27 protein-coding genes are annotated in these 22,353 nt (G+C 69.3%); 14 read left to right on the forward strand and 13 right to left on the reverse strand.

Annotation, left to right across the window (positions count from 1 at the left end):
• Positions 1 to 3 precede the first annotated feature (3 nt).
• Positions 4 to 2,058 (reverse strand): APC family permease, encoded by a 2,055-nt coding sequence (locus ACFXJ5_RS18100; RefSeq protein ID WP_384631479.1) that lies wholly within the window; start codon positions 2,056 to 2,058, stop codon positions 4 to 6.
• A 137-nt stretch (positions 2,059 to 2,195) separates the two neighbouring features.
• Here ACFXJ5_RS18100 and ACFXJ5_RS18105 point away from each other — a divergent pair, with 137 nt between their 5' ends.
• Entirely contained in the window at positions 2,196 to 2,861 is a 666-nt protein-coding gene (locus ACFXJ5_RS18105; protein ID WP_384631481.1) for a potassium channel family protein, read from the forward strand.
• A complete protein-coding gene (locus tag ACFXJ5_RS18110) occupies positions 2,861 to 3,538 on the forward strand; it encodes a potassium channel family protein (protein ID WP_384631483.1) in 678 nt (225 codons plus the stop codon). The genes ACFXJ5_RS18105 and ACFXJ5_RS18110 overlap by 1 nt, the downstream gene beginning before the upstream one ends.
• A gap of 66 nt (positions 3,539 to 3,604) precedes the next feature.
• Here ACFXJ5_RS18110 and ACFXJ5_RS18115 read toward each other — a convergent pair whose 3' ends face one another.
• The gene (locus ACFXJ5_RS18115) at positions 3,605 to 4,426 is read right to left on the reverse strand and encodes a DUF3159 domain-containing protein (RefSeq protein WP_384631485.1); all 822 of its coding nucleotides are present in this window, start codon (positions 4,424 to 4,426) and stop codon (positions 3,605 to 3,607) included.
• Between the two features lie 3 nt (positions 4,427 to 4,429).
• A complete protein-coding gene (locus ACFXJ5_RS18120; RefSeq protein ID WP_384631487.1) occupies positions 4,430 to 4,828 on the reverse strand; it encodes an OB-fold nucleic acid binding domain-containing protein in 399 nt (132 codons plus the stop codon).
• A 282-nt stretch (positions 4,829 to 5,110) separates the two neighbouring features.
• Here ACFXJ5_RS18120 and ACFXJ5_RS18125 point away from each other — a divergent pair, with 282 nt between their 5' ends.
• The 6 genes from ACFXJ5_RS18125 (at position 5,111) to ACFXJ5_RS18150 (ending at position 10,969) form a co-directional block, all read left to right on the forward strand.
• A complete protein-coding gene (locus ACFXJ5_RS18125) occupies positions 5,111 to 6,361 on the forward strand; it encodes an ROK family protein (RefSeq protein ID WP_384631488.1) in 1,251 nt (416 codons plus the stop codon).
• A 34-nt stretch (positions 6,362 to 6,395) separates the two neighbouring features.
• The gene (locus ACFXJ5_RS18130) at positions 6,396 to 6,761 is read left to right on the forward strand and encodes a hypothetical protein (protein ID WP_384631490.1); all 366 of its coding nucleotides are present in this window, start codon (positions 6,396 to 6,398) and stop codon (positions 6,759 to 6,761) included.
• A gap of 252 nt (positions 6,762 to 7,013) precedes the next feature.
• Positions 7,014 to 7,799 (forward strand): TauD/TfdA dioxygenase family protein, encoded by a 786-nt coding sequence (locus ACFXJ5_RS18135; RefSeq protein ID WP_384631492.1) that lies wholly within the window; start codon positions 7,014 to 7,016, stop codon positions 7,797 to 7,799.
• Between the two features lie 661 nt (positions 7,800 to 8,460).
• Positions 8,461 to 8,742, forward strand: a complete 282-nt coding sequence (locus ACFXJ5_RS18140) for a polyprenyl synthetase (RefSeq protein ID WP_384631494.1) — start codon at positions 8,461 to 8,463, stop codon at positions 8,740 to 8,742.
• A complete protein-coding gene (locus tag ACFXJ5_RS18145) occupies positions 8,735 to 9,787 on the forward strand; it encodes a polyprenyl synthetase family protein (RefSeq protein ID WP_384631558.1) in 1,053 nt (350 codons plus the stop codon). The genes ACFXJ5_RS18140 and ACFXJ5_RS18145 overlap by 8 nt, the downstream gene beginning before the upstream one ends.
• 18 nt (positions 9,788 to 9,805) lie before the next feature.
• Complete coding sequence (locus ACFXJ5_RS18150; RefSeq protein ID WP_384631496.1) at positions 9,806 to 10,969, forward strand: oxygenase MpaB family protein; 1,164 nt, start codon at positions 9,806 to 9,808, stop codon at positions 10,967 to 10,969.
• Between the two features lie 116 nt (positions 10,970 to 11,085).
• Here the strand turns inward: ACFXJ5_RS18150 and ACFXJ5_RS18155 are convergent, their stop codons facing one another.
• From ACFXJ5_RS18155 to ACFXJ5_RS18165, 3 genes are read right to left on the reverse strand one after another with little or no spacing between them, the layout of a single operon-like run.
• Complete coding sequence (locus ACFXJ5_RS18155) at positions 11,086 to 11,217, reverse strand: DUF5710 domain-containing protein (protein WP_384631559.1); 132 nt, start codon at positions 11,215 to 11,217, stop codon at positions 11,086 to 11,088.
• 15 nt (positions 11,218 to 11,232) lie between these two features.
• Entirely contained in the window at positions 11,233 to 11,718 is a 486-nt protein-coding gene (locus tag ACFXJ5_RS18160) for a hypothetical protein (RefSeq protein ID WP_384631498.1), read from the reverse strand.
• Positions 11,715 to 12,041 carry a ribbon-helix-helix protein, CopG family gene (locus ACFXJ5_RS18165; protein ID WP_384631500.1) on the reverse strand — a complete coding sequence of 109 codons (327 nt, stop codon included), beginning with the start codon at positions 12,039 to 12,041 and terminating at the stop codon, positions 11,715 to 11,717. Before ACFXJ5_RS18165 ends, ACFXJ5_RS18160 begins: the two co-directional genes overlap by 4 nt.
• 560 nt (positions 12,042 to 12,601) lie before the next feature.
• Here ACFXJ5_RS18165 and ACFXJ5_RS18170 point away from each other — a divergent pair.
• Genes ACFXJ5_RS18170 through ACFXJ5_RS18180 form a run of 3 tightly spaced genes read left to right on the forward strand, consistent with a single transcriptional unit; the run spans position 12,602 to position 14,750 of the window.
• On the forward strand, positions 12,602 to 13,564 hold the full coding sequence (locus tag ACFXJ5_RS18170; protein ID WP_384631502.1) for a TauD/TfdA dioxygenase family protein: 963 nt from the start codon (positions 12,602 to 12,604) through the stop codon (positions 13,562 to 13,564).
• Positions 13,561 to 13,797, forward strand: a complete 237-nt coding sequence (locus ACFXJ5_RS18175) for a hypothetical protein (RefSeq protein WP_384631504.1) — start codon at positions 13,561 to 13,563, stop codon at positions 13,795 to 13,797. Before ACFXJ5_RS18170 ends, ACFXJ5_RS18175 begins: the two co-directional genes overlap by 4 nt.
• Before the next feature lie 5 nt (positions 13,798 to 13,802).
• Positions 13,803 to 14,750 carry a TauD/TfdA dioxygenase family protein gene (locus ACFXJ5_RS18180; RefSeq protein ID WP_384631506.1) on the forward strand — a complete coding sequence of 316 codons (948 nt, stop codon included), beginning with the start codon at positions 13,803 to 13,805 and terminating at the stop codon, positions 14,748 to 14,750.
• A gap of 68 nt (positions 14,751 to 14,818) precedes the next feature.
• Here ACFXJ5_RS18180 and ACFXJ5_RS18185 read toward each other — a convergent pair whose 3' ends face one another.
• Genes ACFXJ5_RS18185 through ACFXJ5_RS18195 form a run of 3 tightly spaced genes read right to left on the reverse strand, consistent with a single transcriptional unit; the run spans position 14,819 to position 16,720 of the window.
• Complete coding sequence (locus ACFXJ5_RS18185; RefSeq protein WP_384631508.1) at positions 14,819 to 15,583, reverse strand: DUF3710 domain-containing protein; 765 nt, start codon at positions 15,581 to 15,583, stop codon at positions 14,819 to 14,821.
• 1 nt (position 15,584) lies between these two features.
• The gene (dut, locus tag ACFXJ5_RS18190) at positions 15,585 to 16,115 is read right to left on the reverse strand and encodes a dUTP diphosphatase (protein WP_384631510.1); all 531 of its coding nucleotides are present in this window, start codon (positions 16,113 to 16,115) and stop codon (positions 15,585 to 15,587) included.
• Positions 16,112 to 16,720, reverse strand: a complete 609-nt coding sequence (locus tag ACFXJ5_RS18195) for a PaaI family thioesterase (RefSeq protein ID WP_384631512.1) — start codon at positions 16,718 to 16,720, stop codon at positions 16,112 to 16,114. Before ACFXJ5_RS18195 ends, dut begins: the two co-directional genes overlap by 4 nt.
• 101 nt (positions 16,721 to 16,821) lie before the next feature.
• Here ACFXJ5_RS18195 and ACFXJ5_RS18200 point away from each other — a divergent pair, with 101 nt between their 5' ends.
• Together ACFXJ5_RS18200 and ACFXJ5_RS18205 are read left to right on the forward strand one after the other, a co-directional pair.
• A complete protein-coding gene (locus ACFXJ5_RS18200) occupies positions 16,822 to 17,706 on the forward strand; it encodes an SDR family oxidoreductase (protein WP_384631513.1) in 885 nt (294 codons plus the stop codon).
• Between the two features lie 21 nt (positions 17,707 to 17,727).
• Positions 17,728 to 18,174: a DUF3093 domain-containing protein gene (locus ACFXJ5_RS18205; protein ID WP_384631514.1), complete on the forward strand. Its 447-nt coding sequence runs from the start codon at positions 17,728 to 17,730 to the stop codon at positions 18,172 to 18,174.
• Positions 18,175 to 18,339: 165 nt separating this feature from the next.
• Here ACFXJ5_RS18205 and ACFXJ5_RS18210 read toward each other — a convergent pair whose 3' ends face one another.
• The 4 genes from ACFXJ5_RS18210 to ACFXJ5_RS18225 form a co-directional block, all read right to left on the reverse strand.
• Entirely contained in the window at positions 18,340 to 19,113 is a 774-nt protein-coding gene (locus ACFXJ5_RS18210) for a hypothetical protein (RefSeq protein WP_384631516.1), read from the reverse strand.
• A gap of 15 nt (positions 19,114 to 19,128) precedes the next feature.
• Positions 19,129 to 19,428, reverse strand: coding sequence for a DUF4193 domain-containing protein (locus ACFXJ5_RS18215; RefSeq protein WP_384631518.1), 300 nt, complete (start codon positions 19,426 to 19,428; stop codon positions 19,129 to 19,131).
• A gap of 408 nt (positions 19,429 to 19,836) precedes the next feature.
• On the reverse strand, positions 19,837 to 21,108 hold the full coding sequence (locus ACFXJ5_RS18220; RefSeq protein ID WP_384631520.1) for a sensor histidine kinase: 1,272 nt from the start codon (positions 21,106 to 21,108) through the stop codon (positions 19,837 to 19,839).
• Positions 21,109 to 21,114: 6 nt separating this feature from the next.
• Entirely contained in the window at positions 21,115 to 21,768 is a 654-nt protein-coding gene (locus tag ACFXJ5_RS18225; RefSeq protein ID WP_384631521.1) for a response regulator transcription factor, read from the reverse strand.
• 335 nt (positions 21,769 to 22,103) lie between these two features.
• Between ACFXJ5_RS18225 and ACFXJ5_RS18230 the strand changes: the two genes are divergently transcribed.
• On the forward strand, positions 22,104 to 22,277 hold the full coding sequence (locus ACFXJ5_RS18230; protein WP_384631523.1) for a hypothetical protein: 174 nt from the start codon (positions 22,104 to 22,106) through the stop codon (positions 22,275 to 22,277).
• The last annotated feature ends 76 nt before the right edge of the window (positions 22,278 to 22,353 follow it).

The following is a 22,353-nucleotide window of genomic DNA, read 5'->3' on the forward strand; positions in this document are numbered from 1 at the left end:
CGGTCACTGCTTGCCGCTGGGCTCCCGGTTGCGCGAGGACGGCCGTCCGACCTCGCCGCGCCGGACCGAGCCGGGGGCGTTCCATTCGGCGCCCCGGCGCTGCCGCAGCTTCGCGCGCTCGGAGGACTCCAGCTGCCACGGCACCGAGGTGACCATGACGCCGGGGGTGAAGAGCAGCCGGCCCTTGAGCCGCAGGGCGCTCTGGTTGTGCAGCAGGTGCTCGTACCAGTGGCCGACGACGTATTCCGGGATGAAGATCGAGACCACGTCGCGCGGGCTGGCCCGGCGCAGGCTCTTGACGTACTCGACTATCGGCCGGGTGATCTCGCGGTAGGGCGAGTCCAGCACCTTCAGCGGGACGTCGATGCCGCGCCGCTGCCACTCCGCCTGGAGGGCCTTGGTGTCGGCGGGGTCGACGTTGATGCTCAGCGCTTCCAGGGTGTCGGACCGTATGAGCTTGGCGTACGACAGGGCGCGCAGCGTCGGCTTGTGCACCTTGGAGACGAGCACGATGGAGTGCACCCGGGACGGCAGGACGGTGTCCTCGCCCGGCTCGTCGGCGGCGGCCAGCTCGCCGGCGACGCGGTCGTAGTGGCGGCGGATGGCGGTCATCAGGGCGTAGAAGGCGACCATGCCGAGCACCGCGACCCAGGCGCCGTGGGTGAACTTGGTCAGCAGCACGATGACCAGCACCAGGCCGGTGAAGAAGGCGCCGAAGGTGTTGATCGCACGGGAGCGGATCATGCGACGGCGCTTGGCCGGGTCGGTCTCGTCACGCAGGTGCCGGTTCCAGTGGCGGACCATGCCGGTCTGGCTGAGGGTGAACGAGACGAAGACGCCGACGATGTAGAGCTGGATCAGCCGGGTCGAGTCGGCGCCGTAGAGGTAGACCAGGACGGCGGCGAAGCCGGCCAGCAGGACGATGCCGTTGCTGAAGGCCAGCCGGTCGCCCCGGGTGTGCAGCTGGCGCGGGAGGTAGCGGTCCTGGGCGAGAATCGAGCCGAGCACCGGGAAGCCGTTGTACGCGGTGTTGGCGGCCAGGAACAGCACCAGCGCGGTGACGGCGGCCAGGAAGACGAAGGGGATGGAGCCGTTGCCGAAGACGGCGGCGGCGACCTGGGCGATCACCGGGTCCTGGGTGAACGACGAGCCGACCGGCTTGCCGTTCAGCAGCAGGTCGGTGGCCGGGTTCTCGGCCATCCTGACGCCCGTGTTGATGGCCAGGGCGATGATGCCGCAGAACATCGTGACCGCGAGGATGCCCATCAGGGCCAGCGTCGTGGCGGCGTTCTTTGACTTCGGCTTGCGGAAGGCCGGCACGCCGTTGCTGATCGCCTCGACGCCGGTGAGCGCCGCACAGCCGGAGGAGAAGGCCCGCAGCAGCAGGAAGACCAGCGCGAAGCCGGTCAGGCCGGTGTGCTCGGCATGGATGGTGTAGCCGGAGGTCGGGGCGTGCATCTGGTCGCCGGTGGCGATCCGGTAGATGCCCCAGGCGATCATGCAGAAGACGCCGAAGACGAAGGCGTACGTCGGGACGGCGAAGATGGAGCCCGATTCCCGCACACCGCGCAGATTCATCAGCATCAGTACGATGATCATCCCGACCGCGCCCAGCACCTTGTGCTGGACGAAGAACGGCACGGCCGAGCCGAGGTTCTCCACGCCCGAGGCGACGGACACGGCGACGGTGAGGACGTAGTCCACGAGCAGCGCGCTGGCGACCGTGAGTCCGGCACGGGGGCCCAGGTTGGTGGTGGCGACCTCGTAGTCACCGCCCCCCGAGGGATAGGCGTGCACGTTCTGCCGGTACGAGGCCACCACCGTGAACATCAGTACGACGACGGCGACCGCGATCCACGGGCTGAAGTGATAGGCCGACACACCGGCGATGGACAGGACCAGCAGGACCTCACCCGGTGCGTACGCGACAGAGGACAGCGGGTCGGAGGCGAACACGGGAAGCGCGAGACGCTTGGGGAGGAGCGTTTCCCCCAGCTTGTCGCTGCGCAGGGCCCGGCCGATCAGGATCCGTTTCGGCAAGTCGGTCAGTTTGGACACGCTGAGGATGGTAAGCCGTCGCCAAGACCGGCATCTACCGGGGACTCCCCCGCGCACTACCTCCGTGTGTAGCTTTGGCCCTGGTCTGAGACTCTGTAAAGAGCTCAGCAAATCAGTTGACAGCCGGAAGGACGGTCGTGCACGTCGTCATCATGGGATGCGGGCGAGTGGGTTCCACGCTCGCGCACTCCCTCGAACAGCAAGGTCATACGGTGGCCGTGATCGACCAGGACCCGACGGCTTTCCGCCGCCTGGGCTCGGGTTTCAGCGGGCGCCGCGTGACCGGCATCGGGTTCGACCAGGACACACTGCGCGAGGCCGGAATCGAGGAGGCGGGAGCCTTCGCGGCCGTCAGCAGCGGCGACAACTCCAACATCATCGCGGCCCGGGTGGCCCGCGAGATGTTCGGCATCGAGAACGTCGCCGCCCGTATCTACGACCCCCGCCGGGCCGAGGTCTACCAGCGTCTCGGCATCCCCACCGTGGCCACCGTGCGGTGGACCGCGGACCAGATGCTCCGCCGGCTGCTGCCGTCCGGGGCCGAGCCGCTGTGGCGTGACCCGAGTGGCGGGGTGCAGCTCGCGGAGGTGCACATCTCCCCCGCTTGGGTGGGCCACAAGGTCAGCAAGTTGCAGGAGGAGACCGGAGTGCGTGTGGCGTTCCTCACGCGGCTGGGTGAGGCGATGCTGCCGACCTCCCAGACGGTGCTCCAGGAAGGCGACCTCGTCCACGTGATGATGCGCACAAACGAGGTCGAGCAGGTCGAGGCGGCATTCGCCAAGGGCCCCGAGGAAGGTCACTGATGAGGGTCGCCATCGCCGGAGCCGGCGCGGTGGGTCGCTCGATCGCGGGCGAGCTCCTGGAGAACGGCCACGAGGTCCTGCTGATCGACAAGAACCCCAGCTCCATCTCCGTGGAGCGGGTTCCGCAGGCCGAGTGGCTGCTGGCCGACGCCTGCGAGATCACCTCGCTGGACGAGGCCGCGTTGCAGCGCTGCAACGTCGTCATCGCCGCCACCGGCGACGACAAGGTCAACCTGGTCGTCTCGCTGCTCGCCAAGACCGAGTACGGGGTGCCCCGGGTCGTCGCCCGGGTCAACAATCCCAAGAACGAGTGGCTGTTCAACGAGGCCTGGGGCGTGGACGTCGCCGTGTCGACCCCGCGTCTGATGTCGGCACTGGTCGAGGAGGCCGTCAGCGTCGGCGATCTCGTACGGCTGATGCGCTTCAGCCAGGGCGACGCGAACCTCGTCGAGCTGACTCTGCCGCCGGAGGCTGCCCTGGTCGGCACCCGGGTCGGTGACGTGGAGTGGCCGCAGGACACCTCCCTGGTCACCATCATCCGGGGCCACCGGGTGCTCACGCCGTCCAAGGACGACGCCCTGGAGGCCGGTGACGAGCTGCTGTTCGTCGCGGCCCCGCATCGGGAGGAGCAGCTCGAGGACCTGCTGTCGGTACAGAGCGGCGCCGCCACGGAGTGACGCGTACGCGCATGGGGCTGCCCCGGACCGTGAGGTCCGGGGCAGCCCCATGCGGTGTCCGACGCGTCAGCGGTTCGGCGGGTAGCGCCGGTCGGCGTGCTCGGTCCGGGCCTCGGTCACCACCCGGTCGGCCCACTCGTCCAGCAGCGGCTGCGCGATCTTCTCGGCCTCCGCGGCCTCCTTCGCGGCCCTCTTGGCGGCCTTCTGGGCTTCTTCCTCCGCCTCCATCTCCGCGATCACGTCGATCGGCGGCGGCGCCTTGGCCAGGAAGATCCAGGTCAGGTAGACGCAGAGGAGGAAGGGCGGGATGCCGAGGGCGACCTTGACCCAGCCCAGCTGGGTGGCGTTGCCCCACCAGTAGAGCGGGAAGAGGATCGCGGACTTGGCGAGCAGGATGATGCCCCAGGCCCAGCTGGCCTTGGTGTAGGCGACCCGGCGGCCGGGGTTGCGGTCCCGCCAGGAGAGGTTCTCCTTGAAGACCGGGCCGAGGATCAGGCCCAGGAGCGGAAAGCCGGCCAGGGCGGACACGCAGTACGCCACGGCGAGGCCGAGGGTGTAGAGCATGCCCGGCAGGTAGAAGTTCTTGGCGTTGCCGGACATCATCGCGAAGACCGCGCCGAAGGCGACCCCGAAGACGCCGCTGAAGGCGTGCTTGAGGGTGTCCTTGCGGGCCAGCCTGGCCAGGCCCAGCAGCACGGACAGGCTCACCGCGACGATGGCGGCGATGTGGATGTCGCGGTTGACCGTGTAGATCGCGACGAAGACCAGTCCGGGCACGGTGGTCTCCACCATGCCGCGAACCCCGCCGAAGGCCACGAAGAGGGCCGCTTCCGTGACGGCCCTCGACTCGTCCGTCTGCTCGTCCGTCTGCTTGTCGTTCGACGCCACCCGTTACTCCTGTCCGACCGGACGCAACTCGTATTTGGGGTTGAACAGCACCGGCCGGCCACGGTTCATGGAGATCCGTCCCGACGCGATGATCTTGCGACCCGGCTCTATTCCGGCGATGCTCCGGCGGCCGAGCCACACCACGTCCAACGCGGCCGAGCCGTCGAACAGCTCGGCCTCCAGCGCCGGTACGCCGGCCCGCGGTCGCAGTGTGACCGCGCGTAGTGTACCGGTCACCGTCACGATCTCGCGGTCGTTGCAGGCGCTGATCGGCAGGCATCCGGCCGCCAGGGTGTCCTCCTGCAGTTCCTCGGAATGCAGCTCTTCCTGCGTCGAGGACAGGCGGTCGAGCATCCGGCGGAAGCGGTTGGCGGGTCGGTCCGAACGGGTGGTACCACTCATGCTTGAAGCCTACCCGGCGGCGCCCGAAGGATCAGCGCCCGCAGCGCCGTCGTGTGCCGGGCGGCGGCTGGATTCGGGCGGGACGACTTCGGGTGAGACTTCGCACGACTGCCATACGCCTGTAACGCTACGGCGTTGACCCCGGCCCCCGACCGTTGCGAGCATCGGCACATGGCTTCTCCGGCTTCCTCACCCTCCCGCTGTACGGACTCGCGCCGCCGCTGAGCCCCGCGATCTCGCCGGCTCTGTCCGCCGTCCCGCCGATCGAGCGAGAGGGAGCCGATGACCGCCGTCTCCGACTTTTCCCTGCGGCCCGCGCTGGTCGCACCGCCCGCGCCGCTGCCCGCCGCCGACCGCTCCGGGGAGGGCGGCGGCACCGCGGCCGTGCTGCGGGCCGTCCTGCACGGCGGCCCGCTGGCCCGTACGGCGCTGGCCCGCGCCACCGGACTCAGCCCGGCCGCCGTGTCCCGCTACACCGCCGAGCTGATCGGCCTCGGGCTGCTGCGCGAGCTGCCGCCCCCGGCCGGTCCGCCGCGCGCGGGGCGGCCCCAGGTGCCGGTGGACATCGATCCGTCGCACCACGCCGCGTGCGGGGTGCACATAGCGCTGGACTTCACCACGTACGCCGTCGTGGATCTGCGTGGCCGGGTCGTCGCCCATGAACGGCGCCCGCACCTGGGCGACTCAGGCGGAGTCCTGGACGACATCCGCCGCCACCTCCCCCGCTTTCTGGCCAGGCACGCCGCCGGCCGCTCGGTCCTCGGACTGGGCGTCGTCACCGGCGGCTGGGTCGACTCCGAGCAGGGCACGGTCGTCGAGCACACCCCGCTGGGCTGGCGAGACGTCCCGGTACGGCGCGTGCTGGCCGCCGCCACCCGGCTGCCGGTGCATGTCGACGGCCATGCCCGGGCCCTCGCACAGGCCGAGCTGCTGTTCGGCGCCGGGGCGGGGCGCTCGGAGCTGGTCCAGCTCTTCGTCGGCAATGTCGTGGACGCCGCCATCGCCGCCGGCGGCACCGTCCTGCGCGGCCGCCGCTCCGGCGCCGGCGACGTCGCCCACCTCGCCCTCGGCGGCCCGGCCCGGCACGCCTGCGCCTGCGGCCGTACCGGCTGCCTCCAGGCCGCCGTCTCCGAACTCGCCGTCGCGGAACGCGCCTTCGAGGCCGGCATCATCCCCGCCCCCGAGTTCCAGCTCCTCATCGCCCTCGCCGGCGAAGGCAACCGCCGCGCCGTACGCGTCCTGCGCGAACGCCTCCGCACGGTCGGCCGCGCGGCGGCCCTGCTGCTCGACCTCATCAACCCCGAAGTCCTCGTCGTCGCCGAGCAGGCAGCCATCCACTTCCCCGAGCTGCTGCCCGACCTGTACGAGGAGGTCGCCGCGCACTCACATCTGTGCGCCGACCCCGAACGCGCCGTCGTGCCCACGAGTTTCGGCACCCGCGTCCTGGCCGTCGCGGCCGGCGCGGTCGTCCTCGACGCCGTGTACCGGCGGCCGATGGAACTGCGTACGGCGCGTACAGCACGTACGGCGTAAGCTGCTCCCAGCTTGTCGAAATGGGGGTTCCGGCATGGGTGGCTGGATGTGGTGGCTGATTCCGGTCGTGTTGGTCGGCGGGGGCCGGATCGCCGAGAGCGTACGCAGCGGCATGAAAACCCGTCACAAGCGAAAGCTTGAGCTGGTCAAGGCCGCTGAACGCAAGCAGCTCGCCCTCGACGCCGCGAACCGGCCGCCCGAGCCGGTCTGTGGCTGCACCCACCACCTGGCCAAGCACGACAAGCACGGCAAGTGCCACGAGGTGGTCGAGGCACCCACCGCCTGGGACGCCGACCGCAAGCCCCTGCAGTTCGAGGCGCGGCCCTGCAACTGCCAGCAGTACATCGGCCCGGAGCCGCTGGGTACGGTCTTCGCGCCGGAGATCACGGACTTCCGCTAGCCGGCTGCGCCGGCCGGGCCGACGCCAGCCCGGGGTTTCTTCCAGCGCGTAGCAAATCGTTGCCGCAGCCAACCACCCGCCGCAGACTCGGGTCCATGGACGCGACACGAAGGGCCGCGGCGCGGGACGCCGCCGGGCGGGAGACGGTCAACGCCTTCCGGGCCCACCACTTCGCCGGTCTCGGCTGTTGCGGCGCGCGCTGAGCGCGCGCCTTCCGGCCTTCTGTCACCCGTGAGTTGGAGCTGCTTCGCCATGACCGCACCCGCACAGACCGCCATCGACGTCGTCAAGGTCGCCGGGAACATCGGCGCCGAGATCAGGGGCGTCGACCTCGCCGCCGAGCTGACCGACGACACCGTCGCCGCGATCCGCACCGCCCTGCTCGACCACAAGGTCGTCTTCTTCCGGGGCCAGGACCTCGACGAAACCTCGCACGAGCGCTTTGCCCGCCGCTTCGGCACTCCCACCACCGCCCACCCCACCGTGCCCGCCCTGGAGGGCGCGCCGGCCGTCCTCGACCTGGACTACGGCAAGACCACCGGCCGGGCCAACCAGTGGCACACCGACGTGACCTTCGTGCAGAGCCCGCCGCTGGGCTCGATCCTGCGCGCGGTCACCATCCCGCCGTACGGCGGCGACACGGTGTGGGCCAACACCGCGACCGCGTACACGAATCTCCCGTCCGAGCTGCGCGAACTGGCCGACCGGCTCTGGGCGGTGCACTCCAACCAGTACGACTACGCGGCGTACCGCCCGACCGACGAGGACGAGGTCGTCAAGCGCCACCGTGAGGTCTTCACCTCCGTCAACTACGAGACCGAGCACCCGGCGGTCCGCGTCCACCCCGAGACCGGCGAACGCGTCCTGGTCCTCGGCGGATTCGTACGCCGCTTCGTCGGCTGGACCGGGGACGCCTCGCGCGAACTGCTCCAGCTGCTCCAGTCCTACGTCACCGAGCTGGAGAACACCGTGCGCTGGCGCTGGGCGCCGGGCGACGTCGCCCTCTGGGAGCAGCCAACAAGATCCCCCATAGCCTAATATTCCCAAGCCACAGAGGGCATGCACCTAACTTTCATTTGAAATATTGAGACACATATCCACTAATATGCGGGACCGGGAGAGGGGTGGCACCTGACTGATTCGTGGGCGTCGCTCCCCGCAATAGCCCCAGTCCGCACGGTGACCTTTCTCGCGCGGCATAGACCGACGTCAGGCGCGCCGAGTCACAAGCATTCCGCATCTTCCTGTAGCCGCACCTAACAGCAAAGTCCTGGGAATTGCATGGATTACGCGATTCGGGGTTGGCCGGCGTGGGGCGTCCGGCATATCGAGTCGCTTTCCTTCGTACCGAGTTACCTGTTTGGACTGTCGCTCGCCGCAATGGCGCTGGCGAGGCGCAAAGGCGGTTGCCTGGACTGTGGGCGGATCAGCCAGCCAGCGTGCTCGCTTCTGATAAACGGGGTACCGGCAACCGTACTGATGATCGGTACGTGACTTCCCCTCCCATCAACGGTCAGCAAGGCTCGCCGGTCATGGAGCACAACAGGCACCGCTTATAGCACTGCTGGAACCCTTTGGGCAGGTTTTATAAATTGATCACTCATTGTGGTCTATGCCCACTGGAATTCCGACGGGCTGGACAGACTCTCCCTCAAGGGCCGCAGGTGTTCGTGCCGGCGGGGAGACGAGGGGGGATGCCGTGACGCAAGCCAGTGACAGTGCCGGAGACAGCCAGGGGATCGATGCCGCGCTGGTGGCTGCCGGGGTGGCTGACTTGGTGCTCAGCGGTATTGGGGCTGTCTTGCGGGGAGCGCAGGTGGTGTTGCGGCGGTCGGACCTGGCCGAGCTGGCGCAGGACGGTCAGGAGGAGATGAAGGCACGGGGGCGGCTGGCACTTCGACGACATGCCTTGGTGAGCGAACCTCATATGGAACTGCTTGCTCGTCGGGTTGCCGCGCGTCTCGGTCAGAGCGATGAGTGAGAATCGGGAGCAGGATGCGCTCCGGTCCCGGGTGGACGCAGAGCTGCATGAGTTCACGCAGCGGGAGTTGGAGCAGTTCGTCGCTGTCGACCCCGATCTGATTCCGGTGGCTGAGCAGTTGGCCGTAGCCGTGGCTCGGGGCAAGCGTCTGCGGGCGGCCTTCTGCTACTGGGGGTGGCGAGCGGGCGGACAACCGGACAGCGATGCGTTGGTAAGGGCCGCCGCGGCGATGGAGTTGGTGCACACCGCTGCCGTCGTGCACGACGACCTGATCGACGAAAGCCCGGTGCGGCACGGCATGCCGAGCGCCCACATTGCCCTGCGCTCGGCGTTCACCGGCCGGACACGCTCCCAAACCGGCGGCCGGGCCTTGGCCATGCTGGCCGGAGACCTGCTGATGTCGTGGGCTGGGCAACTGTTCGCCTCCTGCGGCCTGCCCGCGGCCTACCTGGCCCGGGCCCGCGGGTTGTGGGCGGTCATGGCCAGAGAACTCATCGCCGGAGAGTGTCTGGAGATCCTGCGCACCGGCGCTCGGCCCGATACAGGCAGCTCGCTGCAGGTGATCCGGTACAAGACCGCCAAGTACACGGTCGAGCACCCACTGCACATCGGTGGCGCACTGGCCGGTGCCCCCGGCTCACTGATGAAAACCTTCACCGCCTACGGACTGCCCCTGGGTGAAGCGTTCCAGCTACGCGACGACCTGCTCGGCCTCTTCGGCGACCCGGAGCGCACCGGCAAGTCGAATCTGGACGACATCTGCGGCAACCGGCCCACCGCCTTGCTCGCCGAAACCTGGTCGGCCGCAACCACGGCCGAGCGCAGGGAACTGCGCGGCCTGCTCGGCCGGGGCAATCCGGACGCCGAGGGCCTGTCGCGGATACGGGCGATCATGCAGCGCACCGGAGCACCCGCCCGCATCGAGGAAATGATCACTCAACGCGTGCACGCCGCAACCGGCGCCCTCGCACACGCGTCGTTGCCGGCCTGCGCGGCCGACGCACTGTCCCAGCTGATGGCCTCGGCCACAGCCCGCCAGTTCTGAATCTGCCGAAAGGACCCTATGTCCTACACAGAAGAATCCATGAACGCCCTGCGGGTCCTGGGTGACGAACTTGCCGACGCGACGGTGAACACCCTGTTCGAGCGGGGAGACATCGGCAAGTTCAACACGCTCATGCGCTACTTCTCCACCGCCGGCCAGGATCTCCCCGACGGGCTGCCCGACGTGGCCCGCGAATACCTGCACGCGACCAGCACACCACCGGCCTGGGTGGACTGGGGCGAGATGGAAAAGGCCCGGCTGTTCTTCGTAGACAACAACGTGCACATCTGCACGGCGTTGTCCTTCGCGGCGATGCCGGCCTGCTACGCCGTCCCGCACGTGGCGAAGCTGCTCAGCGCCACCCACTCTCTGGAATACCCCTCTCGGCGCATGGCCGAGACCGGGCAGTTCACCGTCTACCTGATGCAGCCCGACGCGTTCGAAGCCGGCAGCCGGTTCATCCCTGCCGCGCAGAAGGTGCGTCTGCTACATGCCTCCATCCGCTACCACCTGAACCGCGAAGGCCGCTGGGACGCGGCCGGGCTCGGCACGCCGATCTGCCAGGAGGACATGATCGGCGGCCAGATGATGTTCTCCATCCAGGTCCTGGACGCGATGCACCGCCTGGGTATCCACATGTCGGTCGACGGAGCGGAGTCCTACTTCTACGCCTGGCGCGTTGTCGGCGCGATGCTCGGCATCAGCCTCGACCACGCACCGGCCGACCTGGGCAGCGCCCGGCAGTTCTCCGACCTCTACATGACGCGGCACATGGGCCCGTCCGAGGAAGGCGCCCGGCTGACCCGCCAGCTCATCGACCTCTACGAGGAGGTCGTCCCCGGAACCCTACTCGACCCCCTGGTCGCAGCTCTCGTCCGCTACCTCATCGGTGACACCTGCGCGGACTGGCTCCAAGTGCCACGAACCGCCTGGGACACAGCGGTCAAAACAGCCCCCGCCCTACTCGGGATCCTCGAACGCATCGAAGACAACTCCCCATTAGGAGCCTGGGCCCTGGACCGCCTCGGCCATTTCACCACCCTCTTTGAACTCAGCGCGCTCACCCGCGGCCGTGTCATGCAGTACGCCATCCCCGAACAACTCAAAAGCGAGTACGGCGTAACCTCCACCAGCCTCCGGACCAACCGCTGGACCCCGCCACCCCTGACAGTCCAGACCTGAGCGCCCCCTCTTCTAGGAGATGCCTGCGCGCGGAGCCAGGCCGCCCCACATTCCGCAAATTCCAATCGCCGGACTTACCAGCACACGTCCACGGCACCCACGCCGCAGCTCGCATTTCAGGGCAGCCAGCGGTGGGCCTGGACGAGGGTGACGCATGCGGCGTCGACGTACCAGAGGCGGTTCTCCCCATCCCATCGGGCACGCAGCTCCTTCTTCGCCTTCTCCTCGTAAGGGACATCGAGATACAGCTCTCAGCGCGGGCGTCACACCTGGACCACGTGAACGTCCTGGGCTTTGAGTGCTGACAGATAAGCCCTTAGATCGTCGGGATCGCTGGTGAAGACGACAGCACTGCCATGTCGCACGGCCGTCAGTGCGACCAAGGCGTCCACTGCGTCCGGGCGCTTCTTCGGTGGCAGTTCCGCCATGCCGAGCGCGGCGCCGATACGGTGCCAGTCCGTCAGGTCAGGCCCAGTCGCGCAGGCCATGCACGGGGTCTGCCCGGCACTGGTCGGACGCATCGCTGCGGCGGCAGTGCGGGCTTGCGGGACCGTGCAGTCCTTCATCACGCCGGCGAGCGCGTGCACGATAGCAGGATGGGGTCGCCATACCTGAGCAAGTACCGGGCCGAGCACCACCGCACGGTGCGGCGCGCCCTTGAGCCCGCCGTGCAGGCGGACAGCCTTGGCCTTGCGGTCGGCCAGGGCGATGAGCATCCCCGTGTCGTACACCGGAACGCGGGCGGTCACGCAGCTTCCCCCGGACCGGCGGCAGGACGGTCCGCACCATAAATGAGATCCAGGGCCTCTTGGACTTCGCGCCGCTCTTCCTCGGTCAGATCGCCTTCAGCAACCTCCGGCAGCGGAGGCAGCGCGGCAGCTTCGACCTCGGCTGCGGCGATCACCTCGTCCACCTGGGAGAACTGTGCCTCGATGGCTTCCGCCTCGGCCATCTGCCGAGTGGCGGCATTGACGAGATACGCGGAGACGTCCATCCCGGCCCGTTCGGCATGGACCTTGATGCGCTCGGCGTGCTCCTCGTCGAGACTGATGCTGATCCTGGTCTTGGCCATACCGATAGTGTATGACGCGTATTACGGGAGGCCAAGCGGCCTGCGAGCATTCAGCCGCCACCCGTCTTCGGAATGGACGTCCATGGCTTGACGATCAAGCTGTTTTCCCTGGTCAACGGGGCCGACATCGCGGCCGGCCCTGCGTGGACGGGATGCACCACCAACGTCGGCTGCTCATTCCCGCAGGCAGCACGATAAGGCCCCTCTCGTCGACGGCCCGCCCGCGCAAGCACAGGATCTCCGGCGCGCACAGCAAGGCTGCACGAGGGTTTCTTCCACGGTGTTGCAAAACATTGCGAGGGCTGCACCGGCCCTCGCACAATCGAGCTATGGATGCGACTGGGAGGGCTGCGGCGCGTGACGCCGCCGGGCGGCAGGCCGTCAACGCCTTCCGCGCCCACCACTTCGCAGGGCTCGGCTGTCGCCGCGCCGCCGGATCCACCCGCTGAGCCAGCGGCGCCCCGCGTCTCCCGTGCCGCCTCTAGCCGGTTCCCGCACGGCCTCTGCCCCCACCACGGGGCCTCCCTGCTATGCCCGCACCCCGTTGGAGCTGCCTCACCATGACCGCACCCGCACAGACCGCCCTCGACGTGATCCCGGTTTCCGGGCGCATCGGCGCCGAGATCCGCGGCGTCACCCTCACCGGCGACCTGCCTGCCGACACCATCAGCCAGATCCTCGACGCCCTCCACGAACACAAGGTCATCTTCTTCCGCGGCCAACGTCACCTCGACGACACCGGCCAGGAAGCCTTCGCCCGCCTGCTCGGCCACCCCGTCTCCCACCCCACCGTGCCCTCCGCCGACGACCGCTACGTCCTCGAACTGGACTCCGCGAAAGGCGGCCGCGCCGACCACTGGCACACCGACGTCACCTTCGTCCCCGCCTACCCCAAGGCATCCATCCTGCGCGCGGTGACCGTACCCGAGCGCGGCGGCCACACCATCTGGTCCAACACCGCAGCCGCCTACAACACCCTCCCCGCCCCCATCCGCGAACTCGCCGACAAACTCCGCGCCGTCCACACCAACGCCTACGACTACGCGGCCCGCCTCGTGGAACGCCCCGACCTCACCACGGAAGCCGCCAAGCTCTACTACGAGACGTTCAGCTCCACCGCCTTCAAGACCGAACACCCCGTCGTCCGCGTCCACCCCGAAACCGGCGAACGCTCCCTCCTGCTCGGCGGCTTCGTCCAACGCATCGCCGAACTCCCCGCCAACGACAGCCGCCTGATCCTCGAACTCCTCCAGTCCTACGTCGAAAAGCCCGAAAACCAGGTCCGCTGGCACTGGCAAGCCGCAGACGTAGCCATCTGGGACAACCGATCCACTCAGCACTACGCCGTCAACGACTACGCCGACCAACCCCGCCTCGTCCGCCGCATCACCCTCGACGGCGACATCCCCATCGGCGTCGACGGCACCCACAGCCGCCTGCTGGAACCCGCCGACCCACCCGCCGTCGCCGGCATCATCCCCGCCGAACAGCTCACCCACGCCCACACCGGAGGAGCCGCATGACCACCCCCACCCGCAACAAAACACGGCCAACTTCACGAAGGTGCTGGGACAACCGCGCCACCCAGCACTACGCGCTCGCGGACTACGGCACGCTGCCGCGGCGGGTCCAGCGGATCACCCTCGCGGGCGATGTGCCGGTGTCGGTGGACGGGACACGCAGCCGCTCGCTCGCCGGGGACGACACCACGTACAACACCGCGCTCGCCCAGCCGGGCGACGGACAGAAGGGCTGAACCCGATGACCGCCACCGTCAAGCCCGCCTCGGGCCACACCGGAGCCGACATCTCCGGCGTCGACCTCTCCCGCCCCCTGCCCGACGAGGACCTGGCCGCCGTCAAGGCCGCCCTGCACCGCTGGAAGGTCGTCTTCTTCCGCGGCCAGCAGCTCGACCACGCCGCCCAGATCGCCTTCGCCCGGCAGTTCGGCGACCTGACCTACGCCCACCCGCACGACGACGCCCCTCCGCAGGAGCACCCGGAGATCTTCACCATCGACCCGCGCCGCTACGAGGAACGCTACGGCGCCGGGTTCCGCGAGGCCGTCAAGAAGCGCCAGTACAGCTACTTCGCCGGCTGGCACACCGACGTCACGGCCGCCGTCAACCCGCCCGCAGGATCGATCCTGCGGGCCGAGACGGTCCCGGAGTTCGGCGGCGACACCCAGTGGACCAACCTCGTGGCCGCGTACGAGGGCCTGTCAGCCCCGCTGCGGGCCTTCGTCGACACCCTGCGCGCCGAGCACCGCTACGGCGGCGCCGAAAGGCCCACCGGCGACAGCGAGTACGCCCGCCGGATCAACGACAACCTCCTGGTCGCCGTCCACCCCGTCGTCCGGGTCCACCCCGAGACCGGCGAACGGGCGCTCTTCGTCAACCCCGGCTTCACCAGCCACATCGTCGACGTGACCCCGCGCGAGAGCCGGGCGATCCTCGACCTCCTCTACGGGGAGATCACCCGCCCGGAGTACACCGTCCGCTTCCGCTGGGAGCCCGGCAGCGTCGCCTTCTGGGACAACCGCGCCACCGCCCACCTCGCGCCGCGCGACATCGAGCACCTCGACGTCCAACGAACCCTGCACCGGGTCACCTTGATCGGTGACTTCCCGGTCGGCCCGGACGGACGGGAGTCCGAGCTGATCGCGGGCAGGCCGTTCACGGCCGAGCACAAGGTGGTCGTCAACGCCTGAGTCCGGAAAAAGCCGGTGGCCCGGAGCTGTTCTCCACAGCTCCGGGCCACCGGCTTTACGCGTACGGGTCAGTGGACCTCGGTGATCTCCGGGCCCCGGCGCATCGGGTCGATGCCGTCGGAGAACTTGCCCTCGGTGTCTTGGGCGACGCCCTCGGGGACCATCTGCGCGTCGTTCGGCAGCTTGAGGACGATCGGGTCGCGGGGCGCCATCGGCGATTCGCCGCGTACGACCACGGTGTCCCGGAAGACCTGCTCCAGCAGTCCGGCGGCCTGCGGCTGGACCGCGCCCTGGCCGGAGATCACTCCGCGCAGGAACCAGCGGGGGCCGTCCACACCAACGAAGCGGACCAGCTGCACGCCATTGGTGCCGTCCGGCAGCTGTACGGGCACCTGGGCCCGCAGTTCCCAGCCGAGCGGGCCCTCGACGAGGTCGACGATGCCACCCTGCCTGGTGATGCCGGAGGCGATCTCGTCGCGTACCTCGCCCCAGATGCCCTCGGACTTGGGGGCGGCGAAGCCCTGCAGCTGGACGGCGCTGTCCTTCAGCACCACGGTCGCGGCGACGATGGACTCACCGGCCACCTCGACCCGCAGCTCCATGCCCTCGACTCCGGGCACGAAAAGACCGCCGAGGTCGACCCGGCCGTCGGCGGGATCCTTGACCTCGCTCAGATCCCAGGGCCCGTCCGGCCTCGGGGCGGGCGGAAGGTTGTACCGACGGGACTCCACGGAGTCGTCCGACTCCTCGGCGTCTTCGGCCAGCTCGTCAGGGCTCTCGGCCTCGAGCTCGTCGAGGGCGTCTGCGCGCTCCTTGCGACGACGACGGAACACGTCACTGTCCTTCCCGGTCAACAATGACCGAAGCGTATCCATTACTGGCCGTAGCCGAGGGGCCCACCACCGCGGCATGACCCCCTGTGGAGCCGAAGCCCCCCGCGCCCCTTTCAGAGCCTGGCAGCTCCGCCACCTCCTGGAAGCGGACCCGCTCGACCTGCTGGACGACCAGCTGGGCGATCCGGTCTCCCGGCTCGAACCGCACGCTCTCGCGAGGGTCCAGGTTGACCACGATCACCTTGATCTCCCCACGGTACCCGGCATCAATGGTTCCCGGGGCATTCACCATGGCTACTCCGCAACGGGCGGCGAGCCCGCTGCGCGGATGTACGAAGGCCGCGTACCCCTCGGGGAGCGCGATGGACACCCCGGTGGGCAGCACCGCGCGCTCGCCGGGGGCGAGTTCCGCGGCCTCGGTGGTGATCAGGTCCGCACCCGCGTCCCCCGGCTGCCCGTACGAGGGAATGGGCACGCTGTCGTCCAGGCGCCGGATGAGTACGTCCAGCGGCGGACGGCTCCCGCCGCTCACGGGTTCACCTCGAAGGCGCGGGCGACCCGCACCTGGTCGGGGTCGGCCATGGCGGCACTGACCTCTTCCGGGCGGCCGTTGTTCGTGAAGTGTTCGACCTTGACCTCGATGAAGAGGGCCTCGGCCCGGACCGCGACCGGGCCGTCGGGAGCGCCGATCCGGCCCACCCCGGTCGCGTAGATCTTGCGTCCGGCGACGGCCGTGACGCGGGCGGCCAGGTACAGGGTCGTGCCGACGGGCACAGGGCGTACGAAGTCGGTCTCCAGGCGTCCGGTGACCGCGATGGTGTGCAGCAGCCAGCTCAGCGAGCCCAGCGTCTCGTCCAGCGCGGAGGCCAGCACCCCGCCGTGCGCCAGGCCCGGGGCGCCCTGGTGGGCAGGCTGTACGGTGAACTCGGCGGTGACGTCCACCCCGTCGCCGGCGCGGGATTCGAGGTGCAGTCCGTGGGGCTGTGCGTCGCCGCATCCGAAACACTGGTCGTAGTGCGCCCCCAGCAGCTCACCGGGCGCGGGAGCGTCAGGGTGCCGCACCGGCGCGGCCGCGTCCGGTGGCGGGGTCAGGGCCTGGCGGGGGGCCCGGCCGTCGTCTGTTGTCGCTGCACTCACGCCCGAGACCCTACCCTCCTGCGGGATCCTTTCCCGCCGGGTGTCCGTTGGTCTTGTCAGCCGTAGGGCAAGCCCTATGTCCCCGTCAGCACGGAGCACTCATGAGCCTCAAGTCCGTCGTCGTCACCGGAGCCGGCAGCGGGATCGGCCTCGCCGTCACCATGGAGCTGGCGCACGCCGGTTTCGACGTGATCGGCACCGTACGCGGTGAGGACAAAGCGGAGGCGCTGCGCTCGGCGGTGGAGCGGACCGGCGCCGCGGTGCGGACCGTGCTGCTCGACGTCGCCGACGCGACCTCCACCGTCAAGGCCTTCACGGAGATCGCCACTCTCACGGACGGCGGGCCCTGGGCGGTGGTCAACAACGCGGGCTTCGCCCAGCCCGGGGCGATCGAGGACGTGGACGACGATCAGGTACGGCGCCAGCTGGAGACCAATCTGATCGGCCCGGCGCGGATCGCCCGCCTGGTGCTGCCCACGATGCGCGAGCGGCGGGCGGGCCGGATCGTCAACGTCTCCTCGATCTCCGGGCGCGTCTCCCTTCCGATGATGGGCTGGTACTGCGCCAGCAAGCAGGCTCTGGAGGCGGTCACCGACGCCCTGCGGATGGAGACCGCGGCCTTCGGGGTCAAGGTCGTCCTGATCGAGCCGGGCTCGTACGCCACCGGTATCTGGCAGCACAGCGCCGGGCTGATGCCGGACGCGCAGTCCTCCGCCTACAGCGACCAGTACGACGCCGCCGACGACATGCTGCGCCGCGAGCTTCCGGGCCCCCGTCCGGTGGCTCTGGCGGTCCTCAAGGCCCTCACCACCCGCCGGCCCCTCCCCCGCTACCTGGTCGGCGGCAGCGCCCGCTCCACGGCGGTCCTGGACGCGGCCCTCCCGACCCAGGCCACCGACTGGGCCAAGCAGGTCGCCACCGGCCTGCGCGGCGCCCCCCGGGCCCTCGGCCGGGTCCAGGGCGCCCTCAAGCGCCGCACGGACTAGGCCCCGTGCCAAGCTGGTGACATGCAGCCTTACGACGAACGCCTCACCGTGCCGCGCTCCTGGTGGTTCCTGGCCGCCGGGGCGGGTCTCTCGCTCGCGCTGATCCTGCTCCCGCTGGGGACGCTGCCGATGCTGGCGGGCCTGGTCGGCGGGGCGGCGCTCACCGCGGCGGCGGTCAGCTCGTACGGCTCGGCGCGGATCCGCGTCGTCGCCGGATCGCTGGTCGCGGGGGACGCCCGGATCCCGGTCGAGGCGCTGGGCGAGGCGACGGTGCTGGACGCCGAGGAGGCGCTGGCCTGGCGGCAGCACAAGGCGGACCCGCGGGCCTTCATGCTGCTGCGCGCCTACGTCCCCACGGCGCTGAAGGTGGAGATCACGGACCCGGCCGACCCCACTCCGTACGCCTACCTCTCGACGCGCTCCCCGGAGAAGCTGGCGGCCGCGCTGCAGGCCGTCAGGACGCACTAGTGCCGTGACCGGCAATGTTTGCCCGTCAAGGAGCGTCGTCCGGTGCGTGCGATCGCAAGGCGGCCGGAAGTCCTTGTAGCGGAGCTACCAGGACTTTTGGCCAACGCCGCGAGCGTGCGTGCTGGGCGGTGCGACAGGGCAAAGCTTGCCGGGAGGGGCACTAGCTCAGGATTCGATGGCCGGCGGCTCGTCGGGCGCGGGGAGCGGCTCGTCCAGCTTTTCCAGCTCGTCCCAGGTGATCTGGTGCTCGCGGAGGTCCTTGCGGACGCGCTCGGCGAGCTTGCTGGTGTCGCGCCGGTTCATAACGGCGCCGATGGCCGCGCCGACCATGAAGGGGGTCAGGGTCGGCAGGTTGCGCAGGGTGCGCTTGAGGAGCTGCTGGCGCAGCTCCCGTTTCATCTTCACGCCGAGGGCGATGTTGACGGTCGACGGTTTGGTGACGTCGATGCCGCGCCGCTCGGTCCACTCGGCGAGGTAGAAGGTCGCCCGCTGCCGTACGGAGCCCGGGGCGCGCAGCCCGTAGACCTCGTGGAGCTCGGCGATGAGCTTGTACTCGACGACGGCGACCGCGAAGGTCTCCGCCGCCAGCTCGGCCGCCATCGCCGGCGGGGTGGGCAGCATCGCGGCGGCCCCGATCCCCGCGCCGACGGTCGCCGTGCCCTTCACGGCGCCGCTGGTGAGCTTGTCGGCGATCTCCTCGGGGCCGAGCCCCGGAAACTGCCGCCGGAGCGTCTGCAGGTCGCGTACCGGAATCCGCGGGGCCGCCTCGAGAAGCCGCTCCGCGAGGCTTGTGAGGCCCTTGCGGCCGACCCCGACCGCCACCTGGGTCCGGGAGCGTTTGACCCCGTCACCGGCGCCTATGGCGCCTGCGTCGATGATCTCGGCGCCCTCCGCGCCCGCGAGCGAGGCCGCGCGGCCTCGCTCGTCGTCGCTGTCCATGTCCACCCGGCTCCGTCAGGCCGCGCAGTCGCGGCAGATGGGGTTGCCGTTCTTCTCCGCGGCCAGCTGGCTGCGGTGGTGGACCAGGAAGCAGCTCATGCAGGTGAACTCGTCGGCCTGGCGGGGCAGCACACGGACCGACAGCTCCTCGTTGGAGAGGTCGGCGCCGGGCAGCTCCAGACCCTCGGCCTGGTCGAACTCGTCGACGTCCACTGCGGACGTGGACTTCTCGTTCCTCCGAGCCTTGAGTTCCTCGATGCTGTCCTCGTTGACGTCATCGTCGGTCTTGCGTGGTGTGTCGTAATCAGTAGCCATGTGTCGCTCTCCCCCTCTGGGTGTCTGCGGTGTCTCCAGCGCACGTAACGCGTGGGAGGCCGGTCTTGTGCCCGACCCGAAGCGGAGATTTTGCCTTACATCAAGTGCCGTTACTCAATCGACACCCAACCGAACCCCCGAAGAGGTGATCGCATCGGCTGCCGGTCACGACCGGAAACGGCCCTCATGTCGCACCTCGCTCACGCCACCACGTGTACTTCCCGTGATCATGACCTGCGGAAACATGGATTTATCGGAACTTTTTCCGATCTTCGCGATCACGGAGTGTGCATGTGGCGGGAATCGTATGTGTGATCGCTCACAGGGTCCCTCGGTGGGGTCCAGACCGCAAAATTCCGCCCAAAGCGAACACGGTCCGGGCCCTGTCACCTGTCGATGGGACGTGGATCACATCGGGATGGCGACCCTCATGACCAGGCCGCCTCCCTCTCGCGGCACCGCGGAGATGGTGCCGCCGTGGGCCCGGGCCACGGAACGGGCGATCGAGAGGCCGAGACCGACCCCCTTGTCGCTGCCGGTCCGCTCGGTACGAAGCCGGCGGAATGGCTCGAAGAGGTTGTCGATCTCGTACGCCGGGACCACCGGCCCGGTGTTGGAGACGGTGAGCAGGGCGTGGCCGCCCTCGGCACCGGTGGTGACCTCGACCCAGGGGCCGTCCTGCCCGCCGTCCTCCTTCGGGACGTTGTAGCGCACGGCGTTCTGCACCAGGTTGAGCGCGATCCGCTCCAGCAGCACCCCGTTGCCCTGCACGACGGCGGGCTCCAGCGTGCTGCGCAGCTCTACGCCCTTGGCGGTCGCCTCGCTACGGGTCTGCTCGAGGGCCTGGGAGGCCGCCTCGGCGACGTCCACCGGCTTGCGGTCCACGATCTCGTTGTCGCTGCGGGCGAGCAGCAGCAGGCCCTCCACGAGCTGCTCGCTGCGCAGATTGGTGGCCAGCAGGGTCCTGCCGAGCTGCTGCAGGTCCGCGGACGCCTCCGGATCGGAGAGCTGGACCTCCAGGAGGGTGCGGTTGATGGCCAGCGGCGTACGCAGTTCGTGCGAGGCGTTCGACACGAACCTGCGTTGCGCGTCGAAGGAGCGGTCGAGCCGTTCGAGCATCTCGTCGAAGGTGTCGGCGAGCTCCTTGAACTCGTCGTCCGGGCCGTCCAGCTCGATCCGGCGCTTGAGGTCGGAGCCGGCGGTGGCCCGCGCGGTGCGGGTGATCCGGCCCAGCGGGGACAGCACCCGGCCGGCGAGCAGATAGCCGACGGCGAAGGCGAGCACGGCCAGACCGATGAGGGCCAGCAGCGAACGCTTGAGCAGAGTGTTGAGCGCGACCTCACTCTGCTTCTGCATGCAGTCGGCCACCGCCTGGTTGAAGGCGGCGCTGTTGCCGCTGGGCAGGTCGCAGCTGGTGTTGGTGCGCTGGAACTCGGCGCTGATGAGGCGGAACGGCAGCACACTGCTCTGGTGCATGCCCTGCGCGGCGAGCAGGTAGATGATCCACAGCAGGACGACGCCGGCGATCAGGAACATGCCCCCGTAGAGCACGGTGAGCCTTATCCGGATCGTCGGGCGCAGCAGCGGCATCGGGCGCAGCGGCGGCCTGGGGTCCCAGGTCGGCTTGGGCGGTACGGCGGCCGACAGCGGGGACGACTGTTCTGGTGGGGAAGCGGCCACGGCGGATCAGATCCTGTAGCCGGAGCCGGGCACGGTCACGACGACGGCGGGCTCGCCGAGCTTGCGGCGCAGCGTCATGACGGTGACCCGGACGACATTGGTGAAGGGGTCGGTGTTCTCGTCCCAGGCCTTCTCCAGCAGCTGCTCGGCCGACACCACGGAGCCCTCGCTGCGCATCAGCACCTCCAGCACCGCGAACTCCTTGGGCGCCAGATGGATCTCCTTGCCTTCGCGGAAGACCTCCCGGCGGTTCGGGTCCAGCCTGATGCCTGAGCGCTCCAGTACGGGCGGCAGCGGAGCCGTCGTACGGCGGCCCAGGGCCCGCACCCGGGCGGTCAGCTCGCTGAAGGCGAAGGGCTTGGGCAGGTAGTCGTCCGCGCCCAGCTCCAGGCCCTCCACGCGGTCGTTCACATCGCCGGCGGCGGTCAGCATCAGCACCCGGGTGGGCAGGCCGAGCTCGACGAGCTTCCGGCAGACATCGTCACCGTGGACCACCGGGAGGTCGCGGTCCAGGACGACGACGTCGTAGTCGTTGACCCCGATCCGCTCCAGGGCGGCGCCACCGTCGTAGACGACATCGACGGCCATGGCCTCGCGTCGTAGTCCGGTGGCTACCGCATCGGCGAGCAGCTGCTCGTCCTCGACGACCAATACGCGCAAGGCGCTGTTCCTTCCGATGAGCATGAGCACTCGAGCATGAGACATCCCCCCGTACATCGTGCACCGACGCACGGTAAACGGACGGTAAGAGGCCATGGCCTCGCCGGACGGCGCCGGTGTACGACGGTGGCTTTCGCCCGGGAAGATTCTTCTACGGGTTGAGGTTTCCCTTCCGTTCCGCCTGGGGAGGACGATTTCAACCCCCGATCACGCCCACTGGGCGCGTACCTTCATCGTCATCTCGTCCCGTGGCAGAGCCGCTGCGTGATCCGAGGGTCCTGGACCACACACCTCGGACACACCCTGTGTCACCGACGACGACGAGGGGGCGCCATATGGACGCGTTCACCACCGGAATCCTGCAGCGCATACACAGCACCGAGTCCGACATCCGTCTCGCGAGGGAGTCAGGGGACGACTTCCTCGCCGAGGTCGAGCAGGCCGAGCTCGAGGACCTGCGTCGCCTCGCCGCCGAGCACGGCGTCGACGTCCTGCCGAAGATCGCCTGACAGGACCCGGCCCGCTCGCCCCGGACACCCGCTGGGTGCCGGGGCGTTTGCGTGCCCGCGTCTACGCACGTAGACA

It is taken from the genome of Streptomyces sp. NPDC059373, assembly GCF_042751495.1.
In the GTDB taxonomy this organism is placed as follows: Bacteria; Actinomycetota; Actinomycetes; order Streptomycetales; family Streptomycetaceae; genus Actinacidiphila.